41 protein-coding genes are annotated in these 24,202 nt (G+C 35.1%); 39 read left to right on the forward strand and 2 right to left on the reverse strand.

The window, feature by feature from the left end; all coding sequences use genetic code 11:
* The first annotated feature begins 145 nt into the window (after positions 1 to 145).
* From HQN85_RS10465 to HQN85_RS10495, 7 genes are all read left to right on the forward strand, one after another.
* A complete protein-coding gene (locus HQN85_RS10465; RefSeq protein ID WP_173271917.1) occupies positions 146 to 493 on the forward strand; it encodes a Spx/MgsR family RNA polymerase-binding regulatory protein in 348 nt (115 codons plus the stop codon).
* An 83-nt stretch (positions 494 to 576) separates the two neighbouring features.
* Complete coding sequence (locus HQN85_RS10470) at positions 577 to 1,302, forward strand: hypothetical protein (protein WP_173271919.1); 726 nt, start codon at positions 577 to 579, stop codon at positions 1,300 to 1,302.
* A gap of 82 nt (positions 1,303 to 1,384) precedes the next feature.
* On the forward strand, positions 1,385 to 3,640 hold the full coding sequence (locus HQN85_RS10475) for a M1 family metallopeptidase (RefSeq protein WP_173271921.1): 2,256 nt from the start codon (positions 1,385 to 1,387) through the stop codon (positions 3,638 to 3,640).
* Positions 3,641 to 3,751: 111 nt separating this feature from the next.
* Entirely contained in the window at positions 3,752 to 3,973 is a 222-nt protein-coding gene (locus tag HQN85_RS10480) for a VF530 family protein (RefSeq protein WP_173271923.1), read from the forward strand.
* A 14-nt stretch (positions 3,974 to 3,987) separates the two neighbouring features.
* Positions 3,988 to 4,722 (forward strand): ThuA domain-containing protein, encoded by a 735-nt coding sequence (locus HQN85_RS10485; protein WP_173271925.1) that lies wholly within the window; start codon positions 3,988 to 3,990, stop codon positions 4,720 to 4,722.
* Between the two features lie 107 nt (positions 4,723 to 4,829).
* Positions 4,830 to 5,015, forward strand: coding sequence for a hypothetical protein (locus HQN85_RS10490; RefSeq protein ID WP_173271927.1), 186 nt, complete (start codon positions 4,830 to 4,832; stop codon positions 5,013 to 5,015).
* Between the two features lie 165 nt (positions 5,016 to 5,180).
* Positions 5,181 to 5,390 (forward strand): hypothetical protein, encoded by a 210-nt coding sequence (locus HQN85_RS10495; protein ID WP_173271929.1) that lies wholly within the window; start codon positions 5,181 to 5,183, stop codon positions 5,388 to 5,390.
* Positions 5,391 to 5,447: 57 nt separating this feature from the next.
* Here the strand turns inward: HQN85_RS10495 and HQN85_RS10500 are convergent, their stop codons facing one another.
* A complete protein-coding gene (locus HQN85_RS10500) occupies positions 5,448 to 5,786 on the reverse strand; it encodes an MmcQ/YjbR family DNA-binding protein (protein WP_173271931.1) in 339 nt (112 codons plus the stop codon).
* Positions 5,787 to 5,840: 54 nt separating this feature from the next.
* Between HQN85_RS10500 and HQN85_RS10505 the strand changes: the two genes are divergently transcribed.
* From HQN85_RS10505 to rpsJ, 5 genes are all read left to right on the forward strand, one after another.
* Complete coding sequence (locus HQN85_RS10505; protein ID WP_173271933.1) at positions 5,841 to 6,023, forward strand: hypothetical protein; 183 nt, start codon at positions 5,841 to 5,843, stop codon at positions 6,021 to 6,023.
* 211 nt (positions 6,024 to 6,234) lie between these two features.
* Positions 6,235 to 6,648 (forward strand): 30S ribosomal protein S12, encoded by a 414-nt coding sequence (rpsL, locus tag HQN85_RS10510; protein WP_109926363.1) that lies wholly within the window; start codon positions 6,235 to 6,237, stop codon positions 6,646 to 6,648.
* A gap of 16 nt (positions 6,649 to 6,664) precedes the next feature.
* Positions 6,665 to 7,132, forward strand: coding sequence for a 30S ribosomal protein S7 (rpsG, locus tag HQN85_RS10515; RefSeq protein WP_173271935.1), 468 nt, complete (start codon positions 6,665 to 6,667; stop codon positions 7,130 to 7,132).
* Between the two features lie 10 nt (positions 7,133 to 7,142).
* The gene (fusA, locus tag HQN85_RS10520) at positions 7,143 to 9,257 is read left to right on the forward strand and encodes an elongation factor G (protein WP_173271937.1); all 2,115 of its coding nucleotides are present in this window, start codon (positions 7,143 to 7,145) and stop codon (positions 9,255 to 9,257) included.
* A gap of 61 nt (positions 9,258 to 9,318) precedes the next feature.
* Positions 9,319 to 9,624: a 30S ribosomal protein S10 gene (gene rpsJ, locus HQN85_RS10525; RefSeq protein WP_008244591.1), complete on the forward strand. Its 306-nt coding sequence runs from the start codon at positions 9,319 to 9,321 to the stop codon at positions 9,622 to 9,624.
* Positions 9,625 to 9,698: 74 nt separating this feature from the next.
* Here rpsJ and HQN85_RS10530 read toward each other — a convergent pair whose 3' ends face one another.
* Positions 9,699 to 10,361: a hypothetical protein gene (locus HQN85_RS10530; RefSeq protein WP_173271939.1), complete on the reverse strand. Its 663-nt coding sequence runs from the start codon at positions 10,359 to 10,361 to the stop codon at positions 9,699 to 9,701.
* 193 nt (positions 10,362 to 10,554) lie between these two features.
* On the opposite strand from HQN85_RS10530, the gene HQN85_RS10535 reads away from it, so the two are divergent.
* From HQN85_RS10535 to rpsM, 27 genes are all read left to right on the forward strand, one after another.
* Complete coding sequence (locus HQN85_RS10535) at positions 10,555 to 11,391, forward strand: sulfite exporter TauE/SafE family protein (RefSeq protein ID WP_173271941.1); 837 nt, start codon at positions 10,555 to 10,557, stop codon at positions 11,389 to 11,391.
* On the forward strand, positions 11,388 to 11,783 hold the full coding sequence (locus tag HQN85_RS10540; RefSeq protein ID WP_173271943.1) for a DUF1634 domain-containing protein: 396 nt from the start codon (positions 11,388 to 11,390) through the stop codon (positions 11,781 to 11,783). The genes HQN85_RS10535 and HQN85_RS10540 overlap by 4 nt, the downstream gene beginning before the upstream one ends.
* Positions 11,784 to 11,965: 182 nt before the next feature.
* Positions 11,966 to 12,583 (forward strand): 50S ribosomal protein L3, encoded by a 618-nt coding sequence (rplC, locus tag HQN85_RS10545; protein ID WP_173271945.1) that lies wholly within the window; start codon positions 11,966 to 11,968, stop codon positions 12,581 to 12,583.
* A 4-nt stretch (positions 12,584 to 12,587) separates the two neighbouring features.
* Entirely contained in the window at positions 12,588 to 13,217 is a 630-nt protein-coding gene (gene rplD, locus HQN85_RS10550) for a 50S ribosomal protein L4 (RefSeq protein ID WP_173271947.1), read from the forward strand.
* Position 13,218: 1 nt separating this feature from the next.
* Complete coding sequence (gene rplW, locus HQN85_RS10555) at positions 13,219 to 13,509, forward strand: 50S ribosomal protein L23 (RefSeq protein ID WP_173271949.1); 291 nt, start codon at positions 13,219 to 13,221, stop codon at positions 13,507 to 13,509.
* A gap of 23 nt (positions 13,510 to 13,532) precedes the next feature.
* Positions 13,533 to 14,357 carry a 50S ribosomal protein L2 gene (gene rplB / locus HQN85_RS10560; protein ID WP_173271951.1) on the forward strand — a complete coding sequence of 275 codons (825 nt, stop codon included), beginning with the start codon at positions 13,533 to 13,535 and terminating at the stop codon, positions 14,355 to 14,357.
* Positions 14,357 to 14,623: a 30S ribosomal protein S19 gene (rpsS, locus tag HQN85_RS10565; RefSeq protein ID WP_055130480.1), complete on the forward strand. Its 267-nt coding sequence runs from the start codon at positions 14,357 to 14,359 to the stop codon at positions 14,621 to 14,623. The genes rplB and rpsS overlap by 1 nt, the downstream gene beginning before the upstream one ends.
* Before the next feature lie 7 nt (positions 14,624 to 14,630).
* A complete protein-coding gene (gene rplV / locus HQN85_RS10570) occupies positions 14,631 to 14,996 on the forward strand; it encodes a 50S ribosomal protein L22 (protein ID WP_173271953.1) in 366 nt (121 codons plus the stop codon).
* Positions 14,997 to 14,998: 2 nt separating this feature from the next.
* Positions 14,999 to 15,841, forward strand: a complete 843-nt coding sequence (gene rpsC, locus HQN85_RS10575; protein ID WP_173271955.1) for a 30S ribosomal protein S3 — start codon at positions 14,999 to 15,001, stop codon at positions 15,839 to 15,841.
* Positions 15,842 to 15,876: 35 nt separating this feature from the next.
* Complete coding sequence (rplP, locus tag HQN85_RS10580; protein ID WP_173271958.1) at positions 15,877 to 16,299, forward strand: 50S ribosomal protein L16; 423 nt, start codon at positions 15,877 to 15,879, stop codon at positions 16,297 to 16,299.
* Between the two features lie 72 nt (positions 16,300 to 16,371).
* Positions 16,372 to 16,581 (forward strand): 50S ribosomal protein L29, encoded by a 210-nt coding sequence (gene rpmC, locus HQN85_RS10585; RefSeq protein ID WP_173271960.1) that lies wholly within the window; start codon positions 16,372 to 16,374, stop codon positions 16,579 to 16,581.
* Between the two features lie 13 nt (positions 16,582 to 16,594).
* Positions 16,595 to 16,849, forward strand: coding sequence for a 30S ribosomal protein S17 (gene rpsQ, locus HQN85_RS10590; protein ID WP_055130475.1), 255 nt, complete (start codon positions 16,595 to 16,597; stop codon positions 16,847 to 16,849).
* A 1-nt stretch (position 16,850) separates the two neighbouring features.
* The gene (rplN, locus tag HQN85_RS10595; protein ID WP_041878524.1) at positions 16,851 to 17,219 is read left to right on the forward strand and encodes a 50S ribosomal protein L14; all 369 of its coding nucleotides are present in this window, start codon (positions 16,851 to 16,853) and stop codon (positions 17,217 to 17,219) included.
* A 1-nt stretch (position 17,220) separates the two neighbouring features.
* Positions 17,221 to 17,559 (forward strand): 50S ribosomal protein L24, encoded by a 339-nt coding sequence (rplX, locus tag HQN85_RS10600; RefSeq protein ID WP_173271962.1) that lies wholly within the window; start codon positions 17,221 to 17,223, stop codon positions 17,557 to 17,559.
* On the forward strand, positions 17,559 to 18,125 hold the full coding sequence (gene rplE / locus HQN85_RS10605; protein ID WP_131555077.1) for a 50S ribosomal protein L5: 567 nt from the start codon (positions 17,559 to 17,561) through the stop codon (positions 18,123 to 18,125). Before rplX ends, rplE begins: the two co-directional genes overlap by 1 nt.
* Positions 18,125 to 18,394 (forward strand): 30S ribosomal protein S14, encoded by a 270-nt coding sequence (rpsN, locus tag HQN85_RS10610; protein ID WP_173271964.1) that lies wholly within the window; start codon positions 18,125 to 18,127, stop codon positions 18,392 to 18,394. Before rplE ends, rpsN begins: the two co-directional genes overlap by 1 nt.
* Before the next feature lie 160 nt (positions 18,395 to 18,554).
* On the forward strand, positions 18,555 to 18,953 hold the full coding sequence (rpsH, locus tag HQN85_RS10615) for a 30S ribosomal protein S8 (RefSeq protein ID WP_055130471.1): 399 nt from the start codon (positions 18,555 to 18,557) through the stop codon (positions 18,951 to 18,953).
* A gap of 18 nt (positions 18,954 to 18,971) precedes the next feature.
* On the forward strand, positions 18,972 to 19,529 hold the full coding sequence (rplF, locus tag HQN85_RS10620) for a 50S ribosomal protein L6 (RefSeq protein ID WP_173271967.1): 558 nt from the start codon (positions 18,972 to 18,974) through the stop codon (positions 19,527 to 19,529).
* A gap of 5 nt (positions 19,530 to 19,534) precedes the next feature.
* The gene (gene rplR, locus HQN85_RS10625) at positions 19,535 to 19,888 is read left to right on the forward strand and encodes a 50S ribosomal protein L18 (RefSeq protein WP_173271969.1); all 354 of its coding nucleotides are present in this window, start codon (positions 19,535 to 19,537) and stop codon (positions 19,886 to 19,888) included.
* An 18-nt stretch (positions 19,889 to 19,906) separates the two neighbouring features.
* A complete protein-coding gene (rpsE, locus tag HQN85_RS10630; RefSeq protein ID WP_055130468.1) occupies positions 19,907 to 20,425 on the forward strand; it encodes a 30S ribosomal protein S5 in 519 nt (172 codons plus the stop codon).
* Between the two features lie 4 nt (positions 20,426 to 20,429).
* Positions 20,430 to 20,609: a 50S ribosomal protein L30 gene (rpmD, locus tag HQN85_RS10635; protein WP_055130467.1), complete on the forward strand. Its 180-nt coding sequence runs from the start codon at positions 20,430 to 20,432 to the stop codon at positions 20,607 to 20,609.
* 128 nt (positions 20,610 to 20,737) lie between these two features.
* The gene (rplO, locus tag HQN85_RS10640) at positions 20,738 to 21,184 is read left to right on the forward strand and encodes a 50S ribosomal protein L15 (RefSeq protein WP_173271971.1); all 447 of its coding nucleotides are present in this window, start codon (positions 20,738 to 20,740) and stop codon (positions 21,182 to 21,184) included.
* Positions 21,185 to 21,187: 3 nt separating this feature from the next.
* Positions 21,188 to 22,525 carry a preprotein translocase subunit SecY gene (gene secY / locus HQN85_RS10645; RefSeq protein ID WP_173271973.1) on the forward strand — a complete coding sequence of 446 codons (1,338 nt, stop codon included), beginning with the start codon at positions 21,188 to 21,190 and terminating at the stop codon, positions 22,523 to 22,525.
* Between the two features lie 8 nt (positions 22,526 to 22,533).
* On the forward strand, positions 22,534 to 23,319 hold the full coding sequence (map, locus tag HQN85_RS10650; protein WP_173271975.1) for a type I methionyl aminopeptidase: 786 nt from the start codon (positions 22,534 to 22,536) through the stop codon (positions 23,317 to 23,319).
* A 71-nt stretch (positions 23,320 to 23,390) separates the two neighbouring features.
* On the forward strand, positions 23,391 to 23,609 hold the full coding sequence (infA, locus tag HQN85_RS10655) for a translation initiation factor IF-1 (protein WP_008244555.1): 219 nt from the start codon (positions 23,391 to 23,393) through the stop codon (positions 23,607 to 23,609).
* 8 nt (positions 23,610 to 23,617) lie between these two features.
* Entirely contained in the window at positions 23,618 to 23,734 is a 117-nt protein-coding gene (rpmJ, locus tag HQN85_RS10660; protein WP_010599887.1) for a 50S ribosomal protein L36, read from the forward strand.
* A 71-nt stretch (positions 23,735 to 23,805) separates the two neighbouring features.
* Positions 23,806 to 24,183, forward strand: coding sequence for a 30S ribosomal protein S13 (rpsM, locus tag HQN85_RS10665; RefSeq protein WP_173271978.1), 378 nt, complete (start codon positions 23,806 to 23,808; stop codon positions 24,181 to 24,183).
* The last annotated feature ends 19 nt before the right edge of the window (positions 24,184 to 24,202 follow it).

A 24,202-nucleotide genomic window follows, 5' to 3' on the forward strand; every position in this document is an offset into this window, starting at 1 on the left:
TTAACAACTGCAAATCTATCAAATATAAAAATGTGATAAACCAATAAAAAAATGTGATGAACTGTAAGTTTTTATAAGAAAGTGTATTAATATTGATGATTTACTTTTAGACTTATAACTTAGGCCTATAATTTACAACTCAAAAATGGTAGTATACGGCATTCCAAATTGCAATACAGTTAAAAAAGCACAAGATTGGTTAAAAGAAAATCAGCATGATTTCGAATTTCATGATTTTAAAAAGAAAGGAATATCTGCAAAGAAATTAACAGAGTGGTTTAACACATTTGGTTGGGAGAAAGTAATTAACAAAAATGGATTAACTTTTAAGAAATTAAGTAAAGAAGAACAGTTAGCGATTAATTCGGCTGATAAAGCGATTGTTTATTTAATGCAAAATACAAGTGCCATTAAACGTCCAATTGTTGAGCAAAATGGTAAAGCCATTTTAATTGGTTTTGTTGAAGATACCTATAAAGAAAAACTAAAGTAGTTTTTGGCTGTTCATCAATTGGTCCATTCTGTTAAATATTGTTAAATAGAAAAGCTTAAGCTAAAAGAGCTTTAAATTTGAGTATGCTTAAAAAGTTAATTTTAATACTATTTCTTGTTGCTCCAATTAAAATATGGGCTCAAAATAACACCTTAACAGGAAATATTTTTGACAATGAAAATAGGGCAACTAGTTTAGAAGGGGCATCTATAAAAAATCTAAGTACTAGAGCTTTAGTGTTAACAAATAAAGACGGTCATTTTGCAATCCCTGCAAAAATAGGTGATTTAATCTCTTTTGGCATGGTGGGTTATCAAACCGATACTGTCTATTTAACTAATCTTTTTCCTAAAAATATATATCTGCGTGTACAAGTAAATAGTTTAAATACAGTTGATATTAATTCTACTAAATTGTCGCCAATGTTGGGCAATCTAGGTAATCCAGATAATAAACCTCCAACGCGTCAATTAGATTATTCAAAAGAAAAAGGAGGTTTACGCCTTAATTTAGGATATGGCAAATGGCGAAAAGAAAAATTGAAAATCCAAGAGCTAAACGAGCAAGAAAATTATCAAGAGGAGATTACCAAAAATTTTAATGAGCAAACGATCAAAAGTACGTTGAAGTTTGAAGGAGCGGATATTAAAAATTTTATAGATTTATTTCGTCCAACTGTTGATCAAGTCAAAGCAGAGAGACCATTTAATTATTCATACTACATCGTAAAAGCATATCATGCTTGGTTAAAATTGCCTTTAGATCAAAGAAAGCTCCCTTCGCTAATTAAGCCTAAAACTTCTAATTAATAAAAAATTAGCGGCGTAACAATATTGAATATATATTTGAATTTATTCAATTAGAAATTACCTTTAACAAAAAACAATTAACATGCTTAAATTTATAACTAAACCCTTTTTATGTGCGGTGGTTATTAGTGCGTGTAGCCTTACCAGCTTTGCACAACAATCAACAACTCCACCCACAACAAATTATGTTCCTGCAGATGCATTCGGGCCATTGTTCTATACACAAAATGGAAACGAATTTCGCTCTGCAAACGGTGCGCCTAGTGCTAAATACTGGCAAAACAGAGTAGATTACAATATTACCGCTAGTCTTGATGAAACCAAAAATATGGTTAGTGGAACAGTAACACTTACTTACAAAAACAATAGCCCAGATAAATTACCATATTTGTGGTTGCAATTAGATCAAAATACTTTTAAAGAAACTTCTCGTGGGTATGCAGTTACACCTGCACGTAGTCGTTATGGCGCCCAAGGCGAGAAATTTGATGGTGGTTACAAAATTCAAAACATTAGTGTTTCTCAAAAAGCTGCTGCGGTTAAATTCACTTCAATAGTAGAAGATACACGCATGCAAATCCGTTTAGATCAGCCAATGGCTGCCAATGGCGATGTAATTACCATTAAAATGGATTATTCTTATATTCTTCCAAAAGAAGGTTCGGACAGAACAGGTCATTTAACTACAAAAAATGGAGAAATTTTTGCTATTGCACAATGGTTTCCACGTATGTGTGTATATGATGATGTGTTAGGGTGGAATACATTGCCTTATTGGGGTGGTGGCGAGTTTTATTGCGAGTATGGTGACATAACTTATGCTATTACTGCACCGGCAAGTCATATTGTAATGGGTTCTGGAGAGTTATTAAATCCACAAGAAGTATTTACAGCAGAACAATTAAAAAGATGGAATGCTGCAAAAGCAAGTGATGCAACAGTTCATATTCGTTCAGAAGCGGAGGTTTTAGATCCTAAATCTCGCCCTGCAAAAGATAAATTAACTTGGAAGTTTAAAATTACTAATGCTCGTGATGCAGCTTGGGCTTCTTCAAAAGCATTCGTGTTAGATGCAGCACGCATCAATTTCCCTAGCGGAAGAAAAGGTTTAGCAGTTTCTGCACATCCAGTAGAAAGTAATGGGATAGATAGTTATGGTCGTGGAGTAGAATATGTTAAATCTACAATTGAGCATTATTCAAAAATGTGGTATGAGTTTCCATATCCAATGGCAGTTAACGTAGCTACTAATATTGGTGGTATGGAGTATCCTGGTATTGTTTTTTGCGGTTGGACTGCTAAAAAAGGTGGTGCTTGGGGTGTAATTGACCACGAGTTTGGTCACTCATGGTTCCCTATGATTGTGGGCTCAAACGAACGTAAATACGGTTGGATGGATGAAGGTTTCAATACATTCATTAACGGTATTTCTTCACAGAATTTTAACAATGGCGAGTACAAACAACGCCCAGCAGATATGAACCGAATTGGGAAAGCTAATATTGGTAATCCACGTTACGAAAACATTATGCAAATGCCTGATGGAATGGCAGAAGCTAATATTGGGATTAACTTATACAGCAAACCAGGATGGGGTTTAGATATTTTAAGAAACCAAATTTTAGGTAAAGATCGTTTTGATTATGCCTTTAGACAATACATTAAAAACTGGGCGTTTAAACATCCTACACCTTTTGACTTCTTCCGTTCAATGGAAAATGGAGCTGGCGAAGATTTAGCTTGGTTCTGGAGAAGCTGGTTCTTAAACAGTTGGAAAAATGATCAAGGTTTAGGAGATGTTAAACCAGTAATGAAAGATGGAAAATTAACAGGTTATACTATTCAAGTGAAAAACTTGGAGAAAATGCCAATGCCGATTATATTACAAATTAAATCGAAAAGTGGTAAAACCGAAATTGTTAAAGTTCCAGTTGATGTTTGGATGAAAAATACAACTTGGTTGGTACGCTATCCTACAACAGAAGAAATTACTGAAGTAACATTGGATCCTGAAAAAGTATTGCCAGATGGAAATCCAGATAATAACAAATGGACTTCTGAAGGAACTGCTGCTGTTTCAACAACTCCACCAGCTAATTTAGATGTATTTTTAGGCACTTACTCTTCTCCGGATATACCAGTTAAAATTGTAATTACTAAAGCTGATAATAAGTTAATGGCTCAAATTGGAACAAATCCAGCATTTCCTATAACTTTTTCAAGCGGTACTAAATTTGTTCAAGAAGCAAATGACTTAGAATTTGATTTTAATACAACGAAAAATGAACTTACGTTAGGGGCACAGGGTCAAAGCTTTGTGTTAACAAAAGCTAAATAAAAAATATTAAGCTTTGTAGAGAGGTGTGAGGATTAGGCAACTAATTCTTGCACCTTTTTACTTTTTATAGTAGTGTTTCTGCTTTCAGCTTAAACTATTACCTTTGTTCAAATGGCATTACAAGAACAAAAAAATAATCCGCTACATGGTTTAACACTCGAGTTTATCGTAAAGCAATTGTTTTTCCATTATGGTTGGGAGGAACTAGGAAAACTGGTTAACATTGCTTGTTTCAAAAATGATCCATCTTTAAAATCAAGCCTTAAATTTTTGCGTAAAACCGATTGGGCAAGAAAAAAAGTCGAAAAACTTTACCTAAATACCTTCCATTAATTGACTAAATTGCAATGAAGTTTCAATCGAAAATAATTTTGTTTTTATTATGCCTACTATCTTTTGGTTTTAAAATCGAAAAGAAAAAAACGGCTAAAAAACCTGTTGTTCTTGTGTTTTCTCTAACAAAAGGATATCATCATGCATCGATAACAGATGGAATTAATGCTATTCAAAAACTAGGTGCAACAAATAGATTTACGGTAGATACAACAACAAACGTAAATTTATTCACTGCAGAAAATTTGAAAAAATATAAAGCACTTGTGTTTTTAAGTCCTACAGGCAGTAATATTTTTACTGATGAACAAAAAGCAGCTCTTAAGAAGTACATAAATAATGGAGGTGGTTTTGTTGGCATTCATGCAGCATCAGATTGTAATTTTGAATGGGAGTGGTATGGTAAAATGGTAGGTGGGTTCTTTGATAGTCACCCGAAAATTCAAGAAGCAAAATTGAATATTATTGAGGCCAAAAATAAAATGGTTAAAGATTTGCCTCAACCATGGTCACATAAAGATGAATGGTATAATTTTAAATCTTTTAATACTTCAGTTAACGTATTAATTAAAGTAGATGAAACTTCATACCAAGGGGGAACTATGAAAAATGATCATCCTATCAGTTGGTACCATAATTTTGAAGGAGGAAAAGTGTTTTATACCGCACTTGGTCATACCAAAGAGTGTTATACAGACTCTTTATTTTTGCAGCATTTGCTTGCGGGTATAAAATGGGTAATGAAATAACCAATAAATTTTATTTTTGAGTAATGATTAACTTCACAGAAACTTCATTTTAGATATTGAATTTAGTATTGTTAAACGATTTTAATAATCACTAAATCATAAAAAAAATGAAAGCAATTAAAGTTTTAATGATCGCCTTGGTAGCAGCATTTACAGTAAACACAGTAAGTGCGCAAACCACTCCAGCTAAACCAGCCGCAAAAACAGAAAAACCTGCAGCTAAACATGTGAAAAAAACACATAAAGGGCATAGAAAACATGCCGCTAAAAAAGTTAATGCAGTTAAAAAATAATTAATGTTAACAGCAATTAAAAGCCCCTTGGTACAGTCTGCCAAAGGGCTTTTTCTTTTACTTAGAAAATTTTAAAATAGAAATATCAATATTCATTAAATCTTCATCTTGTATATAGAATTTAGCAGTGTTAAATAATTATAACAATCACTAAATCATAAAAAAATGAAAGCAATTAAAGTTCTAATGATCGCCCTAGTAGCAGCATTTACAGTTAACACAGTAAGTGCACAAACTGCACCAGCTAAAGCAGCTAAACAAACTGTAAAAGCAGCTAAACCAGCTAAAGTTGAGAAAAAAGCAGATACTACATCGGCAAAAAAAGCTGTTAAAAAAGCAAAAAAAGAAGCTAAAAAAGCAGCGACTAAAAAATAGTCAATAATTAAGTTTTGTTTATAAAACTCTCTAGTATGGATATGCTAGGGAGTTTTTTTATAATCGATAATTTTCTGCAAGTTTTTTTGGAGCGATATTACAATAAGCAGTTGTTAAGGCATCGGTAAACAAATCAACCCTAACTTTATTCAAAATGAAGAAAGTTGCTCCTTTTTGGCCCCACTTATTAGTCACCGCAAAAATAATACTCGGATCAAATGCAGAGAAAACCGATTGATCTATTGGTGATACCATAAGGCAAGCCTGATTTTTCTTTACATCATACGTAGCAAATATTTTTTTACCTACACGAAAAGAAATTTTATCAAAATGAGGCTGTTCACTAGTTTCTGGGAATGATAAAGCAATTTCTCGCATTGTTTCTAAAGTAACCATAATTAAAATTAGGTATTAATTTAAAGAGTTTAACTTTGTAATGAAAATTAAGTTATGATTAGAATAAATGATGAAACTTCTGAAGAAATACTTCAAGCTATTAAAGTTGGCGATTTAGTAACAGATGGTTTTAGTAAAACAAGTTTGGTAGAAAGTATTGAAACAACCGATGATGGGTTGTATAAAATTTATGAATTCCATCTAATTACTGGAAGAATAATCAAAACAAAAAGATAATCACACTTAAAAGACACTAAACTGAGTACTTAAGTTGTGAATCAATAATTTACATCATTTAGCTCATCTACATCTTTCTTAAAAAATATCATACAAGCCCTTGATTATCACAAATTAAGTTCCTACTTTTGCAGTCCCTTAATGTGGCCTTGTTGTAGGCTGGCCATTATGGGAGTTTTTAAATAAAAATAGAAAAAACAAAAAGCAAGAAATGCCAACCATTCAACAATTAGTTAGAAAAGGTAGAGTAGCACTGGAGTTCAAGAGTAAGTCTCCAGCGTTGGACAGCTGTCCACAGCGAAGAGGTGTATGTACACGTGTATATACTACTACCCCTAAAAAACCAAACTCAGCAATGCGTAAAGTTGCCCGTGTACGTTTAACCAATGGAAAAGAGGTGAATGCCTATATTCCTGGAGAAGGCCACAACTTACAAGAGCACTCAATCGTGTTAATTCGTGGTGGTCGTGTTAAAGATTTACCAGGTGTACGTTATCACATCATTCGTGGTGCATTAGATACGTCAGGTGTAGCTGGTCGTAACCAACGTCGTAGTAAATATGGTACTAAGCGTCCTAAACCAGGACAAGCGGCTGCAGCACCAACTAAAGGAAAGAAAAAATAATTAGGAGGAAACAGAAATGAGAAAATCAAAACCAAAAAAGAGAATTATTCTTCCTGATCCTAAATTTAACGATGTTCAGGTTACAAGATTTGTAAACAATATGATGTTTGACGGTAAAAAATCTATCGCTTACTCTATTTTTTATGATGCAGTTGAAATCGCTGAGAAAAAAACAAGCGAGAACGGATTAGAAGTATTTAAACGTGCTTTAACTAACATTATGCCAGCAGTAGAGGTTAAATCTCGCCGTGTTGGTGGTGCAAACTTCCAAGTACCTACAGAGGTAAGACCAGACCGTAAAATTGCTTTAGGCATGAAATGGTTAATTTCTTACGCTCGTAAACGTGGGGAAAAAACCATGAAAGAAAAATTAGCAGGTGAAATCGTTTCAGCAGCTAAAGGCGAAGGTGCAGCAGTTAAAAAGAAAGAAGATACGCATAAAATGGCTGAAGCTAACAAAGCGTTCTCACACTTTAGATTCTAATAAGATTATAATGTCAAGAGATTTAAAATTTACAAGAAATATCGGAATCGCTGCTCACATTGATGCGGGTAAAACTACAACAACTGAGCGTATTCTTTATTATGCTGGTGTTAGTCACAAAATTGGAGAGGTACACGAAGGTGCTGCAACAATGGACTGGATGGCACAAGAGCAAGAACGTGGTATTACCATTACTTCTGCTGCAACGACAGTTAATTGGAACTATAGAGGTAGCAAATACCACATTAATATTATCGATACACCTGGACACGTTGATTTTACCGTTGAGGTAAATCGTTCACTACGTGTGTTAGATGGTCTAGTGTTTTTGTTTTCAGCTGTTGATGGTGTTGAGCCTCAATCTGAAACTAACTGGCGTTTAGCTAACAACTATAATGTTGCTCGTATCGGTTTCGTTAACAAAATGGACCGTTCTGGAGCAGACTTCTTAAAAGTTGTTAAACAAGTTAAAGATATGTTAGGTAGTAATGCAGTTCCATTGCAATTACCTATCGGTTCTGAAGATTCATTTAAAGGCGTAGTTGATTTGATCAACAATCGTGGTATTGTTTGGAATGAGCATGATAAAGGAATGACCTTTACAGAAGTGCCAATTCCTGATGATATGTTAGATGAGGTTGCTGAATGGAGAGAGAAATTACTAGAATCAGTTGCTGATTATGATGAGACTTTGATGGAGAAATTCTTCGAAGATCCAAATTCAATCACTGAGCGTGAAATTTTAGATGCTTTACGTGCAGCAGTTTTAGATGCTAAAATTGTTCCTATGGTTTGTGGTTCGTCTTTCAAAAATAAAGGTGTACAAACTATGCTAGATTATGTGATGGAATTATTGCCTTCACCATTAGATAGCGAAGGTGTAACTGGAACAAATCCTAATACTGATCAAGAAGTATTATTAAAACCTTCTGAAAAAGAACCTTTTGCAGCTTTAGCGTTTAAAATTGCAACAGATCCTTTTGTAGGTCGTTTGTGCTTTATCCGTGTTTATTCAGGTAACCTAGAAGCAGGTTCTTACGTTTATAATACACGTTCTGAAAACAAAGAACGTATTTCTCGTATCTTCCAAATGCATGCAAACAAGCAAAACCCAATTCCTAATGTAGGTGCTGGTGATATTGCTGCTGTTGTAGGTTTTAAAGATATCAAAACTGGAGATACACTTTGTGATGAGAAAAACCCAATCATCCTTGAATCAATGAACTTCCCTGAGCCAGTAATTGGTTTAGCAATTGAGCCTAAAACTCAAGCAGACGTTGATAAATTAGGTATGGCTTTAGGTAAATTAGCTGAGGAAGATCCTACATTTAGAGTTCAAACTGATGAGGAAACTGGTCAAACAGTTATCTCGGGTATGGGTGAGCTTCACTTAGATATTTTAATTGACCGTTTAAAACGTGAATTTAAAGTAGAGGTTAACCAAGGTGCACCACAAGTAGCTTATAAAGAGGCAATTTTTGGCACAACTGAGCATCGTGAAACTTATAAAAAACAATCAGGTGGTCGTGGTAAATTTGCTGATATCAAAGTTGTTATCTCTCCAATTGATGCAGATTATGAAAAAGGCGGTTTACAGTTTGTGAATGAGATCGTAGGTGGTGCAATTCCTCGTGAATTTATTCCTTCGGTTGAAAAAGGTTTTGCATCTGCAATGTCAAATGGTGTATTAGCTGGTTATCCACTACCTGATATGAAAGTTCGTTTAATTGATGGTTCATTCCACGCAGTCGATTCAGATGCTTTGTCATTTGAGTTAGCAGCTAGAATGGCATACCGTGAGGCTTTGCCAAAATGTAAGCCTACTTTGATGGAGCCAATTATGAAAATCGAGATCTTAACTCCTGAAGAAAACATGGGTGATGTTATCGGTGACATGAACCGTCGTCGTGGTCAATTACAAGGTATGGATACACGTAATGGTGCTCAAGTAATTAAAGCATTGGTTCCACTTTCAGAAATGTTTGGTTATGTAACTCAATTACGTACAATTACTTCTGGCCGTGCAACTTCAACAATGGAATTTGATCATTATGAAGCAGCGCCTAAAAACGTACAAGATGAAGTAATTGCCAAATCAAAAGGTAAAGTTAAGTCAGAAGACTAATAAAAATAAACCGATCCCTTGTTATTAATAGCTCTAACAAGGGATCATAATTAAAAATATAATGAGCCAAAGAATTAGAATCAAATTAAAATCTTACGATTATAACTTGGTAGATAAATCTGCTGAGAAAATCGTTAAAACTGTAAAACCTACGGGTGCAGTAGTTAGCGGGCCAATTCCGTTGCCAACAGAAAAGAAAATCTTCACTGTTTTGCGTTCACCACACGTAAACAAAAAAGCACGTGAGCAATTTCAATTATGTGCATATAAACGTCTTCTAGATATTTATAGCTCTAACTCTAAAACTGTTGATGCGTTGATGAAACTTGAATTACCTAGCGGTGTTGAAGTAGAAATCAAAGTTTAATGATTTTATAGAATTAAAAAAAGACCCTTAGAATTTCTAAGGGTCTTTTTTTATGAATTATTTTTTGTGTTAAATTACTTTCCTTTACTTTTCATTTCTTCAATGACATTGCGTTCATCTTGGAGCTCTCGTGCTAATTTACGTTGTTGTTCATTTGTTTTTACCTTATATGCTTGATATTCAGTAGAAATTTCATCGTAAAGTTGTGTTCTATGCTTAGCTTCTAAAATGTTTTTTGCAGAACGAGCAATTACAATAAACAAAGATATAGCTAAAATGATGATGATAGACCAAACAATAATATTGTAAGTTCCTTTAGTAAAAGAAATACCTAAAAAAGCAATTTCATCAGCTTTGGCAGTTGTATCGTTTAAGGTGTTTTCTTTACCGCTAATTTCAGTTTTTAAACTTGAAATTTTTTTTTCTTGCTCAATAACCTTCGCTTTTGCGTTCTTTAACTCTGTGCGTTCTTTACGTAAGGTGTCAGTTACACTTTGCCAAACTGTTGATAATCGATAAGGATTGATCAATTTATATCCATTTAAGCTTTTCGATCTAGACAACATAAATAAATATTGTCCTTTTAAACTCGGATCAGTGTTTTTAGCAGTGTCTAATGCCTTTGTGTAAACTCGTTGTGTTTTAACAGGTGTTTTAATTGGAGTTTGTGCCCAAATATTTTGAGCAAAGATTCCTAAAATTAGAATGGCAGTAATAGAAAGTAATCTTTGTTTCATATTAGTAATATCGTTGTTAACTTTAACAAGTATAATCAAAAAATATTGTGTTTACCTAATTTGCAGCACCTCGAAATATACGCCTTATTTACTCTATTCATAAGCTTAAAGCCTATTAAGCACATCTTTTTGGTAGTTTACTTAATGCAAATTATTCTAGGTTAAGCGAATTAAGGCGGGTATATTTGCCAGCATGTCGGTATTGCTTTTTACCATTATTGTTTTAATTGGTGCTTTCCTTGCAGGATTATTGGGCTCCCTAACGGGTCTTGGCGGAGGTGTAATTATTATACCCTTGCTTACTTTGGGTTTAGGAGTTGATATTCATTATGCAATTGGTGCTTCAATCATCTCGGTCATCGCAACATCTTCAGGTTCTGCTGCCGCTTATGTGAAGGAAGGAATTACTAATGTAAGGATTGGGATGTTTTTAGAGATAGCAACAACAGCAAGTGCGATAGCTGGTGTAATCATCGCTACCTATATAAAAGCCGACTATATCATTGTTATTTTTGGCTTCATCTTATTGTTTTCTGCTTTTATGATGCTTCGCAAAAAAGTAGACCACTCTAATAATGAAAAAACAAGTATTCTTGCTAATTACTTTAAATTAAATGGTAGTTATCCAACTGAAAATGGACCAAAACAATATGCAGTTCATCATGTTGTAGGCGGTTTTGCTATGATGTTTATTGCAGGTACGCTTTCAGGTCTTCTAGGGATTGGCTCAGGTGCACTAAAAGTAATAGGAATGGATAACATCATGAAAATACCTTTTAAGGTCTCCACTACTACTAGTAACTTCATGATTGGTGTTACGGCGTCAGCAAGTGCATTAGTTTACTTACATAAAGGACAAATCGATCCAGCTATTGCAATGCCAGTAACTATTGGAGTAATTACGGGAGCTACTATTGGTGCAAAAATTTTAATCAGGACTAAAACCGATAAATTGAAAGTAATATTTGCTATTGTGGTAACTTTCTTAGCCCTTCAAATGATTTATAAAGGATTAACAGGTGGAGCATGAGTAGACAAATTAAACATTATTTAGGCGATAAAGATGTACAGGTTATACTAGGTACACTTTTGCGTGTAGGTGTAATAGTTTCTACTAGCGTTGTATTAATTGGTGGAATTATTTTTTTATTGAGCCATACTCATCAAGCTATTTCCTATACAGATTTTAAACCTGAAGAGGCAAAATTTTCTTCGGTAGCTGAAATATTTAAGGGGCTTAAAGCACTCGATGGGCTTGCGATTATCCAGTTTGGAGTTTTGCTGCTTATCTTTACGCCAATAGCCAGAGTAGTTTTTTCTATTTTCAGCTTCTTAATGGAAAAAGATTACATGTATGTACTTATTGGAATAATAGTATTGTGTGTGATTATCACCAGTTTATACCTTGACGTGGCCCATTAGCTGTGTTTTTAGGCTATCTCATTGTGTGCTAGAAAAATAATTGAAATTATTTACAATTATTTTTAGCTAACTATTTGAAAATTAAGAATTCTTTCCTATTTTTGCCGTCCCTTAGCGGGGAATGTATATCCACCTTGAACGAAGCCCTACTGCTTCGATGGGTGTTAAATTTAAAATAGAAAATGTCAGGTATTATTGGAAAAAAAGTAGGAATGACCAGCATTTTTGATGCCGAAGGAAAAAATATTCCTTGTACGGTGATCGAAGCTGGACCTTGTGTGGTAACACAAGTTAAGACCGAAGAGAAAGATGGTTACGTATCAGTTCAACTAGGATACGATGAAGCCAAAGCAAAAAACACTACCCAGCCTTTAAAAGGTCACTTTGCGAAAGCAAACACAACTCCAAAACGTAAATTGGTAGAATTTGAACAGTTTGAAGCATCACTTAGTTTAGGTGATACAGTTACTGTTGATATTTTTGCTGAAGGCGATTTTGTTGATGTTGTTGGTACTTCAAAAGGTAAAGGTTTTCAGGGTGTAGTAAAACGTCACGGTTTTGGTGGTGTGGGTGGTCAAACTCACGGTCAACATAACAGATTGCGTGCTCCAGGTTCATTGGGTGCTGCATCTTATCCAGCTCGCGTATTTAAAGGAATGCGTATGGCAGGAAGAACTGGTGGAGACAGAGTGAAAATTCAAAACTTACAAGTATTGAAAGTTTATGCTGAGCAAAACCTAGTTGTAGTTAGTGGTTCCATTCCAGGAGCTAAAGGTTCTTACGTAATCTTAGATAAGTAAGCAGATGGAAGTAAAAGTAGTAAACATAACAGGAAAAGAGACAGGTGCCAAGGTGCAACTTCCTGAGTCGGTATTTGGAATTACTCCAAGCGATCACGCGATTTATTTAGATGTAAAACAGTATTTGGCTAATCAACGTCAAGGAACTCATAAATCTAAACAACGTAACGAAATTGCAGGTTCAACCCGTAAATTATATAAACAAAAAGGTACTGGCGGTGCACGTGCCGGAAGCATTAAATCTCCATTGTTCAATGGTGGTGGTCGTGTTTTTGGTCCACAACCAAGAGACTACAGTTTTAAATTAAACAAGAAATTGAAATCATTAGCACGTAAATCAGCTTTATCATATAAAGCAATTGATAACAGCGTTGTGGTTTTAGAAGATTTCACGTTTGATAACATTAAAACTAAAAACTATATCAATTTAGTTAATGCATTGAATTTAGCTGGAGAGAAAACGTTATTAGTTTTACCTGCACAAAATAACAATATCTATTTATCAAGCAGAAATATTCAGAAAGCAAAAGTAACTACTGCTGATCAGTTAAATACTTATGATGTATTAAACGCTGGTAAACTTTTGTTAACTGCAGATTCGCTTAAAACATTGGAGGAGGCATTTGCCAAGTAATATGGAAATTTTACAAAAACCAATATTAACCGAAAAAGCTTCTGCATTAACTGAAAAAGCTAACCGTTTTACTTTCAGGGTAGATCATAGAGCTAACAAGTTGCAGATTAAATCGGCCATCGAAAAAATGTATGGAGTGAACATTATTGCCTTAAACACTATGGTGGTTGTAGGTAAAATGAAATCAAGAAATACTAAAGGTGGTTTAGTGTCGGGACGTAGCCCGAAATATAAAAAAGCTATTGTAACATTGAAAGATGGCGAAACAATAGATTATTACGCGAATATTTAATAAGAATTGAATAATTTATAACTATGGGCTTAAGAAAATTTAAACCAGTCACTCCGGGAACCCGTTTTAGGGTAGGCGCAAGCTTTTCGGAGATTACAGCAACCAAGCCCGAAAAATCATTGGTTGTATCTTCTAAGAAATCGGGAGGTCGTAACAATACAGGAAAGATGACAATGCGCTACATGGGCGGTGGTCACAAAAAATCTTATCGTTTAATTGATTTTAAACGTGATAAGTTTGATATCCCTGCAACAGTAGCTACTGTTGAGTACGATCCAAACCGTACAGCTCGTATTGCTTTGTTGCATTACGCAGATGGTGAGAAGCGTTACATTATTGCTCCTGAGGGATTGCAAGTAGGACAGACAGTGCTTTCGGGTGACAAAGCTACTCCAGAAGTAGGTAACACTTTGAAATTGGCAAATATCCCTTTGGGATCTATTGTACACAATTTAGAAATTCATCCTGGTAAAGGTGCTCAATTGGCACGTAGCGCAGGTGCTTATGCACAGCTTGCAGCTAGAGATGGTAAATATGCAACTATTAAAATGCCATCAGGCGAAGTAAGATCTATCTTAGTTACCTGTTTAGCAACAATCGGTGCAGTTTCTAACTCTGATCACGCTAATGAAGTATTAGGTAAAGCAGGACGTAGCCGTTGGTTAGGTCGTCGCCCTAGAACTCGTCCAGTAGCGATGAACCCAGTAGATCACCCAATGGGTGGTGGTGAAGGTCGCTCTTCAGGAGGTCAACCTCGTTCAAGAAACGGAGTTTACTCTAAAGGCTTCAAAACCCGTACACTGAAAAAATACTCAAATCGTTTCATCATAGAGAAAAGGAAGAAATAATGGCTCGTTCGATAAAAAAAGGACCTTATATTGACCATAACGTAGAGAAGAAAGTAGTCTCTATGAATGATTCAGGCAAAAAGTCTGTGATCAAAACTTGGTCTCGCAGATCAATGATCTCACCAGATTTTGTGGGTCATACATTTGCAGTACACAACGGAAATAAATTTATTCCGGTATACGTAACAGAAAACATGGTTGGTCACAAACTAGGAGAATTTGCTCCAACCAGAACATTTAGAGGGCACTCTGATAAGAAAAAATAATTAAGAGATGGAAGCACTAGCGAAATTAAACAATTGTCCAACCTCACCACGTAAAATGCGTTTGGTTGTAGATCTAATCAGAGGTGAGCGTGTTGAGAAAGCATTAAGCATTTTGAAATTTACCAATAAAGAAGCAGCAATAAGAGTTGAGAAACTTTTATTATCAGCAATCAAAAATTGGGAATCTAAAAATGAAGGTTCTCGCCCTGAAGAAAACCAATTATACGTGAAAACGATAATGGTAGGCGGTGGTCGTCAATTAAAAAGATTAAGACCAGCTCCTCAAGGTCGTGGTTATAGAATACGTAAGCGTTCAAACCATGTTACTTTGGTAGTAGATAGTAAAAACGTTGAAACTCAAACTAATTCATAAACATGGGACAAAAAGCAAATCCAATAGGCGCCAGATTAGGAATCATCAGAGGATGGGATTCTAATTGGTTCGGAGGCAACAACTATGCTGATAAATTAGTTGAAGACGAACAAATAAGAAAATACCTTTCAGCTCGTATTGCAAAAGGTGGAGTAGCTAAAGTTGTAATTGAACGTACGTTAAAACGTATCACTGTTACTATTCACACAGCTCGTCCAGGTATTGTAATAGGTAAAGCAGGTCAAGAGGTTGATAAAATCAAAGAAGAGTTAAAGAAATTGACTAAAAAGGAAATTCAAATTAACATCTTTGAAATTAAACGTCCTGAACTTGATGCACAATTAGTTGCAGAAGGTGTTGCAAAACAACTTGAGGCTAGAATCTCATTCCGTAGAGCAATGAAATCTACTATCGCATCAACAATGCGTATGGGTGCAGAAGGTATCAAAATAATGACTTCAGGTCGTTTAGGTGGTGCCGAGATGGCTCGTAGCGAACAGTATAAAGAAGGAAGAATTCCTTTACATACTTTCCGTGCAGACATTGATTACGCATTAGCAGAAGCTTTAACTACTTATGGTAAAATAGGTGTTAAAGTTTGGATCTGTAAAGGTGAAGTTTACGGTAAACGTGATCTTTCTCCAAACATCGGTGCTGCGAGCAATGCTCCAGGCAAAGGTGGCGACAGACCTCAAGGTGCTTTCGGTGGTCGTGATGGCGGTAGAGATAATAGAGGCGGTGGAGACAGAAGAAATGACAAACGCCCAGGCGGTGGTCGTCCAGGTCAAGGCGGAGCCGGAAGAGATAATAAAGGTGGTGGTGCCAACAGAGGCCCACGCAAATAGTTAACAAGATCGTTTAACGATAATATTAAAATAAAATGTTACAGCCAAAAAGAACGAAGTTCAGAAAGATGCAAAAAGGCAGAATGAAAGGTTTAGCAACTCGTGGTGCTGAATTATCATTCGGATCTTTCGGGATTAAATCTTTAGAGGCAACTTGGATTACAAGTCGCCAGATAGAAGCAGCCCGTATTGCGGTAACTCGTTTCATGAAACGTGAAGGTCAAGTTTGGATTAGAATATTCCCGGATAAACCGGTAACTAAAAAGCCAGCTGAGGTACGTATGGGTAAAGGTAAAGGTGCTCCAGAATATTGGGTAGCTGTTGTTAGACCCGGACGTATAATTTTTGAAGCAGAAGGTGTTCCAATGGAAATTGCCAAAGAAGCATTAAGACTTGCAGCTCAAAAATTACCTATTCAAACAAAATTTGTAGTACGTAGAGATTACGTAGAAGCATAAAAAAGTTTTGGGATCAATGTTGTAAATAACTTGTTGTTATAACCGCTAGACCCGAACATAAAAATTAATAAAATGAAGAACTCAGAAATCATAGGGCTTTCAAAAGAAGAACTAGTAGCTAAGATTGCAGAAGAAAGAGAAAACTTAGTAAAGTTAAAATTTGCACATACAATTTCGGCTATAGAAAATCCTACCCGTATTACTAAGGTAAGAAAAGACATTGCCCGATTAAACACTGAATTGACTAAGCTTAATGCTCAGTCTGCAACTGAAACTAAATAACTTTAGAGTCGAAATGGAAAGACAATTAAGAAAAACAAGAACCGGGTTGGTGGTAAGCAACAAAATGGATAAATCTGTTGTTGTGGCGGTTGAACGTAAAGTGAAACACCCGATCTATGGTAAGTTTGTTAAGAAAACTACCAAATTTATGGCTCATGACGAAAAGAACGAATGTGGTATCGGTGATACTGTATTAATTCAAGAAACTCGTCCGCTGAGTAAAAACAAGAACTGGAGATTGGTACAAATTTTAGAAAGAGCTAAATAAGATGGTACAACAGGAATCACGATTAAACGTAGCCGATAATAGCGGCGCAAAACAAGTACTGGTTATCCGTGTACTTGGTGGAACTGGCAAAAGATATGCTTCTATAGGTGACAAAATTGTTGTTACAGTAAAAAGCGCTTTGCCATCTGGTAACATTAAAAAAGGAACAGTTTCTAAAGCAGTTGTAGTAAGAACTAAAAAAGAAATCAGACGTAAGGATGGTTCTTATATTCGTTTTGATGACAATGCAGCAGTATTGTTAAATGCACAAGACGAGCCACGTGGTACACGTATTTTTGGCCCGGTTGCGAGAGAACTACGTGAGAAACAATTCATGAAAATTGTATCATTAGCACCGGAGGTATTATAATATGAAAAATCAAGTAACACAAGCCAAAGTAAAAATCCGTAAAGGAGATTTAGTAAAGGTGATAGCTGGCGATTCAAAAGGCCAACAAGGTAAAGTACAAGAAGTATTGGTTGCCAAAAGTAGAGTTGTTGTTGAAGGTATTAACCTTGTATCAAAACATACTAAACCAAATGCTGCTACACCAAATGGTGGTATAATTAAAAAAGAAGCTGCTCTTCATATTTCTAACGTTCAGTTGGTTGATCCAAAATCTGGTAAAACTACTCGTGTTGGTCGTAAATTAAACGCTGACGGAAAATTAGTTAGAGTTGCTAAAATTTCAGGGGAGGAAATCAAATAATGGCATACGTACCAAGATTAAAAAGTAAATATAAAGAGGAAATTGTAACTGCTCTTAAAGATAAGTTCAATTACAAAAGCATCATGCAAGTTCCTAAATTAGAGAAAATTGCGATTAACCAAGGTGTTGGCCGTTATTCTGTAACTGATAAGAAAGTTATGGATAGCTCTATCTTAGAAATGAGTACGATCGCTGGTCAACAAGCTGTTGGAGCAAAATCTAAAAAAGATATCTCAAACTTTAAATTACGTAAAGGTATGCCAGTAGGTGTAAGAGTAACATTACGTGATAATAACATGTATGAGTTTTTAGATCGATTAATTTCAGTAGCTTTGCCTCGTATCCGTGATTTCAAAGGTATCAATGATAAAGGATTTGACGGAAAAGGTAATTATACATTAGGTATTACTGAGCAAATCATTTTCCCAGAGATCAACATTGATAAAATCAACAAGATTTTAGGTATGGACATTACCTTTGTAACGTCTGCTACTACTGATGTTGAAGCATTGGAACTTTTAAAACAATTTGGATTACCATTTAAAAATCAAAAAACAGAGCAATAATGGCAAAAGAAGGTGTAAAAGCTCGCGAAGTTAAGCGTCAAAAATTGGTTGCTAAATATGCAGATAAACGTGCTGAATTAAAAGCAGCAGGTGATTTCGCAGGATTAGATAAATTACCTAAAAATTCATCGGCAGTGCGTTTGCACAACCGTTGCAAATTAACAGGTCGTCCTCGTGGATATATGCGTACTTTTGGTATCTCAAGAGTAACTTTCCGTGAAATGGCTTTAGACGGTAAAATACCAGGAGTTAGAAAAGCTAGCTGGTAATTACTGAGTTATAAATTTTGAGTTATAAGTTGTAAGTTGTATTTTTGCAACCCTTACAACTTATAGCTCATTATATATATAGCTAAAAATAGAATTTTAACCGATAGCAGGTCCCAAAGTCAGGTGGCAAAAAGGATACCACTATCACAAATAAATAATAATGAATACAGATCCAATCGCAGATTATCTGACACGAGTGAGAAATGCTATCAAAGCTAATCACAGAATTGTAGAAATTCCTGCATCAAACCTTAAAAAAGAAATTACAAAAGTTCTTTTTGACAAAGGTTACATCGCAAACTACAAGTTTGAAGACACGAATGCTCAAGGCGTAATTAAAATCGCTTTAAAGTACAATGCAATTACTAAAATCTCGGCTATCCGTACGTTAACTCGTATTAGTAAACCAGGTTTACGTCAATATGCTGGTGTAGAAAACATGCCAAGAGTATTAAATGGTTTAGGTATAGCAATCTTATCTACTTCTAAAGGTGTAATGACCGATAAAGAAGCAGCCAAATTAAATATTGGTGGTGAGGTATTGTGTCACGTTTATTAATTAAAGGAGGATAGCACAATGTCAAGAATAGGAAAAAATCCAATTAACGTACCTGCTGGTGTAACTATAACTGTTTCTAATGATAATTTAGTAACCGTTAAAGGTCCAAAAGGAGAGTTATCTCAACAAGTAGATACAGATATTATAGTTAAGCAAGAAGATAATGTTTTAACTGTTAGTCGTCCAACTGAACAAAAAAGACATAAAGCCCTTCACGGGTTATATCGTTCTTTAATTAACAACATGGTTGTTGGTGTTACAGAAGGTTATAAAATAGAACAAGAATTAGTGGGTGTGGGTTACCGTGCTACTAACCAAGGTAATACTTTGGATCTAGTTTTAGGTTATTCTCACCACTATGTATTCCAATTGCCACAAGAGATTAAAGTAACCACCACATCTGAAAAAGGTCAGACTCCTAAAATTATTTTAGAGAGTATTGATAAACAATTGATAGGTCAAGTAGCAGCAAAAATCCGTTCGTTACGTGCACCAGAGCCATATAAAGGTAAAGGTATCAAGTTTGTTGGTGAAGTGTTAAGAAGAAAAGCAGGTAAATCAGCTTCTAAAAAATAATTAAAATGGCAGGAAAAAAATTATCTCGTAGAGATCGTATCAAAAAAGGTATCAGAAAAAGACTTACTGGATCTGAGAGCCGTCCACGTTTATCAGTTTATAGAAGCAATAAAGGTATTTATGCTCAAATCATTAACGATGTAACTGGTAATACTATAGTTTCAGCATCTTCTTTATCTAAAGATTTTACTGGTAAAGGAAACAAATCTGATCAGTCTGTAGCAGTAGGCAAATTAGTTGCCGAAAAAGCAATCGCAGCTGGTGTTAAAGAAGTTGTTTTTGACAGAAATGGTTACTTATACCATGGTCGTGTTAAATCGTTGGCAGAGGGTGCTCGCGAAGCTGGTTTAGTATTTTAATCTAAGAAATAGGATAAGATGTCAACTATCAATATAAAAAGAGTTAAGACTAGCGAAATCGAATTGAAAGATCGTTTAGTTAGCATACAACGTGTTGCCAAAGTAACCAAAGGTGGTCGTACTTTCAGCTTCTCAGCCATTGTGGTTGTTGGAGATGAGCAAGGGGTTGTTGGTTATGGTTTAGGTAAGGCCAAAGAGGTTACTGAAGCTATTGCTAAAGGAATTGATGATGCAAAAAAGAACTTAGTTAAAGTTCCAATTTTGCACGGTACTGTTCCTCACGAGCAAATCGGTAAATTCTCTGGAGGTTTTGTTTTAATCAAACCAGCTGCAGTAGGTACCGGAGTAATTGCTGGTGGTGCAATGCGTGCAGTATTAGAAAGTGCTGGTATACATAACGTATTAGCAAAGTCAAAAGGTTCATCAAATCCACACAACGTGGTAAAAGCAACAGTAGATGCTTTAACTAAAATGCGTGATGCTTATACAGTAGCTCAGCACCGTGGTGTAGATTTAAATAAAGTTTTTAACGGATAATATCATGGCTAAAATTAAAATTACCCAAGTAAAAAGCATTATCGATAGAAGCGAACGCCAAAAAAGAACGATGAAAGCTTTAGGTTTAACTAAAATGAACCAAAGTGTAGAAGTTGAGGCTAACGCTGCCATTATTGGGATGGTAAGAAAAGTTAATCACTTAGTAGCTATTGAGACTATCTAAGAATTAAAGACTGATTGAATGACGGAATGCATAGCTATTCTATCATTCAATCATTTTTATTTCAATAATTATTTATTTACCGTTGTCCCTGATTAGTGAAAGCGAAGGGCAACACAACAAGTTTAAAAATGAACTTAAGTAATTTAAAACCTGCAAAAGGGTCTATTAAAAAAATTAAAAGAATTGGTCGTGGTCAAGGTTCTGGTCGTGGTGGTACATCTACTCGTGGTCATAAAGGAGCTGGTTCACGTTCTGGTCACTCAACTAAAATTGGTTTTGAAGGTGGTCAAATGCCATTGCAACGTCGTGTACCTAAAGTAGGTTTCAAACCTATCAATCGTACTGAATATGTTGGTGTTAACTTAGACGTATTACAAGGTTTAGCAGAGAAATTCAATTTAACTAGTATAGATTTTGCTGCTATCCAAGAGCATGGTTTAGCTTCAAAAAATGACTTAGTAAAAATCTTAGGTCGTGGTGAAGTTAAAGCTAAATTAGAAGTTACAGCTCACGCTTTTTCTGCAACTGCACAAAAAGCCATCGAAGCTGCTGGAGGCTCAATCGTAAAATTGTAATTAATGAAGAAGCTATTTACTACTTTCAGTAATATTTGGAAAATACAAGAATTAAAAGAGCGTATTCTTTTTACGCTAATGATTCTTGTTATTTACAGGTTCGTTTGTCAAGTGGTTCTACCAGGCGTAGACCCAGCTCAGTTGGTGAATACTCAAAAAACAGGCATTTTAGGTTTGTTAGATATGTTTGCAGGTGGTGCTTTTTCTAAAGTATCAATTCTTGCATTAGGTGTAATGCCATATATCTCAGCATCTATCGTTGTTCAGTTATTAGGTATTGCAGTTCCTTCTTTCCAAAAAATGCAAAAAGAAGGTGAGAGTGGCAGAAAAAAATTAACTCAAATTACTCGTTACTTAACTGTAGCTATTACAGCGGTTCAAGCTGTTGGGTATGTTAAAACACAAGTTCCTTTAGAGGCCATATTGATAGATCATACTATGTTCTATGTGCTTTCTGGATTTGTTTTAACTGCAGGAACGTTATTTGTAATGTGGTTAGGAGAGAAAATAACCGATAAAGGTATAGGTAATGGTACATCATTAATTATTATGGTGGGTATTATTGCTCGTTTGCCGTTAGCATTGAAACAAGAGATTGAATCAAGGTTTACTGGTAATGAAGGCGGTATGATTATGCTTGTGCTGGAAATAGTTGCTTTATTTGCTGTTGTGATGTTCACTATTCTTATTGTGCAGGGTGTGCGTAAAGTGCCTGTACAGTATGCTAAAAGAATTGTTGGTAACAGACAAGTTGGTGGTGTAAGACAATATATTCCATTAAAAGTAAATGCAGCTGGTGTTATGCCAATCATTTTTGCGCAAGCATTAATGTTTATTCCTAACGCTTTAATTGGTTTATTCCCTAAATTGACAGATAGTTGGTTGCATCAGTATACTGATATCACTTCATTAACATACAGCTTAACTTTTGCATTTTTAATCATTGCATTTACCTTCTTTTATACGGCAATTACAGTTAATCCAACTCAAATGTCTGATGATATGAAAAAGAATGGTGGATTTATTCCTGGTATTAAACCAGGTTTAGCTACGTCTTCTTTTATAGATGATGTAATTTCTAAGATTACTTTCCCTGGATCGTTGTTCTTAGCTATTATTGCTATTCTTCCTTCATTTGCGGTTAAAGTTGGAATACAACAAGAATTTGCTCATTTCTTTGGAGGTACTTCTCTATTAATTTTAGTAGGTGTAGTATTAGATACTTTGCAACAAATTGAAAGTTATCTATTAATGCGTCATTACGATGGATTAATGAAAACAGGTAGAGTTACTGGTCGTACAGGAATTCCTGCAGCAGGCGGTAGCAATGCTGTGCTGTAAAAAATAACATGTCAAAAATTTATTATAAATCTCCGGAGGAGATAGAATTAATAAGAGAAAGTTCTTTACTTGTTTCAAAAACATTGGCTGAAGTAGCTAAGGTCATTGCGCCTGGAGTTACAACACTTGCGTTAGATAAGTTGGCTTTTGAGTTTATTAAAGATCACGGTGCAATACCAGCTTTTTTAAACTATGGGGGTTTTCCTAATTCATTATGTATATCACCTAATGAGCAAGTTGTACATGGTTTTCCAAATGAATATGTAATCAAAGAGGGAGATTTAATTTCTGTTGATTGCGGTGTAATCAAAAATAATTTCTTCGGAGATTCTGCTTACACATTTTCTATTGGCGAGGTTGATGCTGAAAAGCAAAAGCTAACCAAGGTAACTCAAGAGTGTTTAAGCTTAGCTATAGAGAAAGCGGTTGTTGGTATGCGGATTGGTGATATAGCTTTTGCTGTACAAAACCATGCAGAGAATAATGGCTATGGGGTAGTTAGAGAACTTGTTGGACATGGTGTTGGGGTAAAGCTGCATGAAAAACCAGAGGTACCTAATTATGGTAAAAGAGGCAGCGGAATTAAGTTGGAAGAAGGTATGGTCATTGCCATTGAACCAATGATTAATGCAGGAACAGCTGCAGTGAAATTTTGGTCTGATGGATGGACAGTAACAACTAAGGATAATAAACCTTCAGCACATTTTGAACATACGGTTGCAATCAAAAAGGGGAAAGCAGATGTTTTATCGACCTTTTCACTTATTGAAGAAGTTTTAAAAGAAAAAAAGTAAAAAATTAAAAATTTTTATTTAATTTTGCAACCCTGTTTAGTAGCAGCTAATTAAGTAAAAATCAATATAATATGGCTAAACAAGCCTCAATTGAACAAGACGGAGTAATAAGAGAAGCATTATCGAATGCCATGTTTCGAGTTGAACTTGAAAATGGTCATGAGATTATTGCTCATATTTCAGGAAAAATGAGGATGCACTACATCAAAATTTTACCTGGAGATAAAGTTAAATTAGAGATGTCACCTTACGATTTATCAAAGGGTAGGATCACTTATAGATATAAATAAATATTATAATGAAAGTTAGGTCATCAATTAAAAAACGTAGCGCTGATTGTAAGATTATTCGCCGTAAAGGAAAACTTTACGTGATTAACAAGAAAAATCCTAAATACAAACAACGTCAAGGGTAATTAAAAAATATTGTAATGTACCGCACAACGGTGGCCCGCCGTTCGGAATTACTTAAAAACAACAAATAAATATGGCAAGGATTTCAGGTATTGATTTACCAAGAAACAAAAGAGGTGAGATCGGATTAACCTATATCTACGGAATAGGTAAAACTACTGCTCAGAATATTTTAACTGAAGCAGGTATCGATTTCAACAAAAAAGTACAAGATTGGTCAGATGATGAATTATCTGCTATCCGTACAATCATTAACGATGGTATTAAAGTAGAAGGTGCATTGCGTTCAGAAGTTCAATTGAACATCAAACGTTTAATGGATATCGGTTGTTACCGTGGTTTACGTCACAGAAAAGGTTTACCTGTTCGTGGTCAACGTACGAAAAACAATTCTCGTACTCGTAAAGGAAAGAGAAAAACGGTTGCTAATAAGAAAAAAGCTACTAAATAATAACTGATAAGTGACCGTA

The organism is Pedobacter boryungensis (assembly GCF_013204825.1).
In the GTDB taxonomy this organism is placed as follows: Bacteria; Bacteroidota; Bacteroidia; order Sphingobacteriales; family Sphingobacteriaceae; genus Pedobacter; species Pedobacter boryungensis.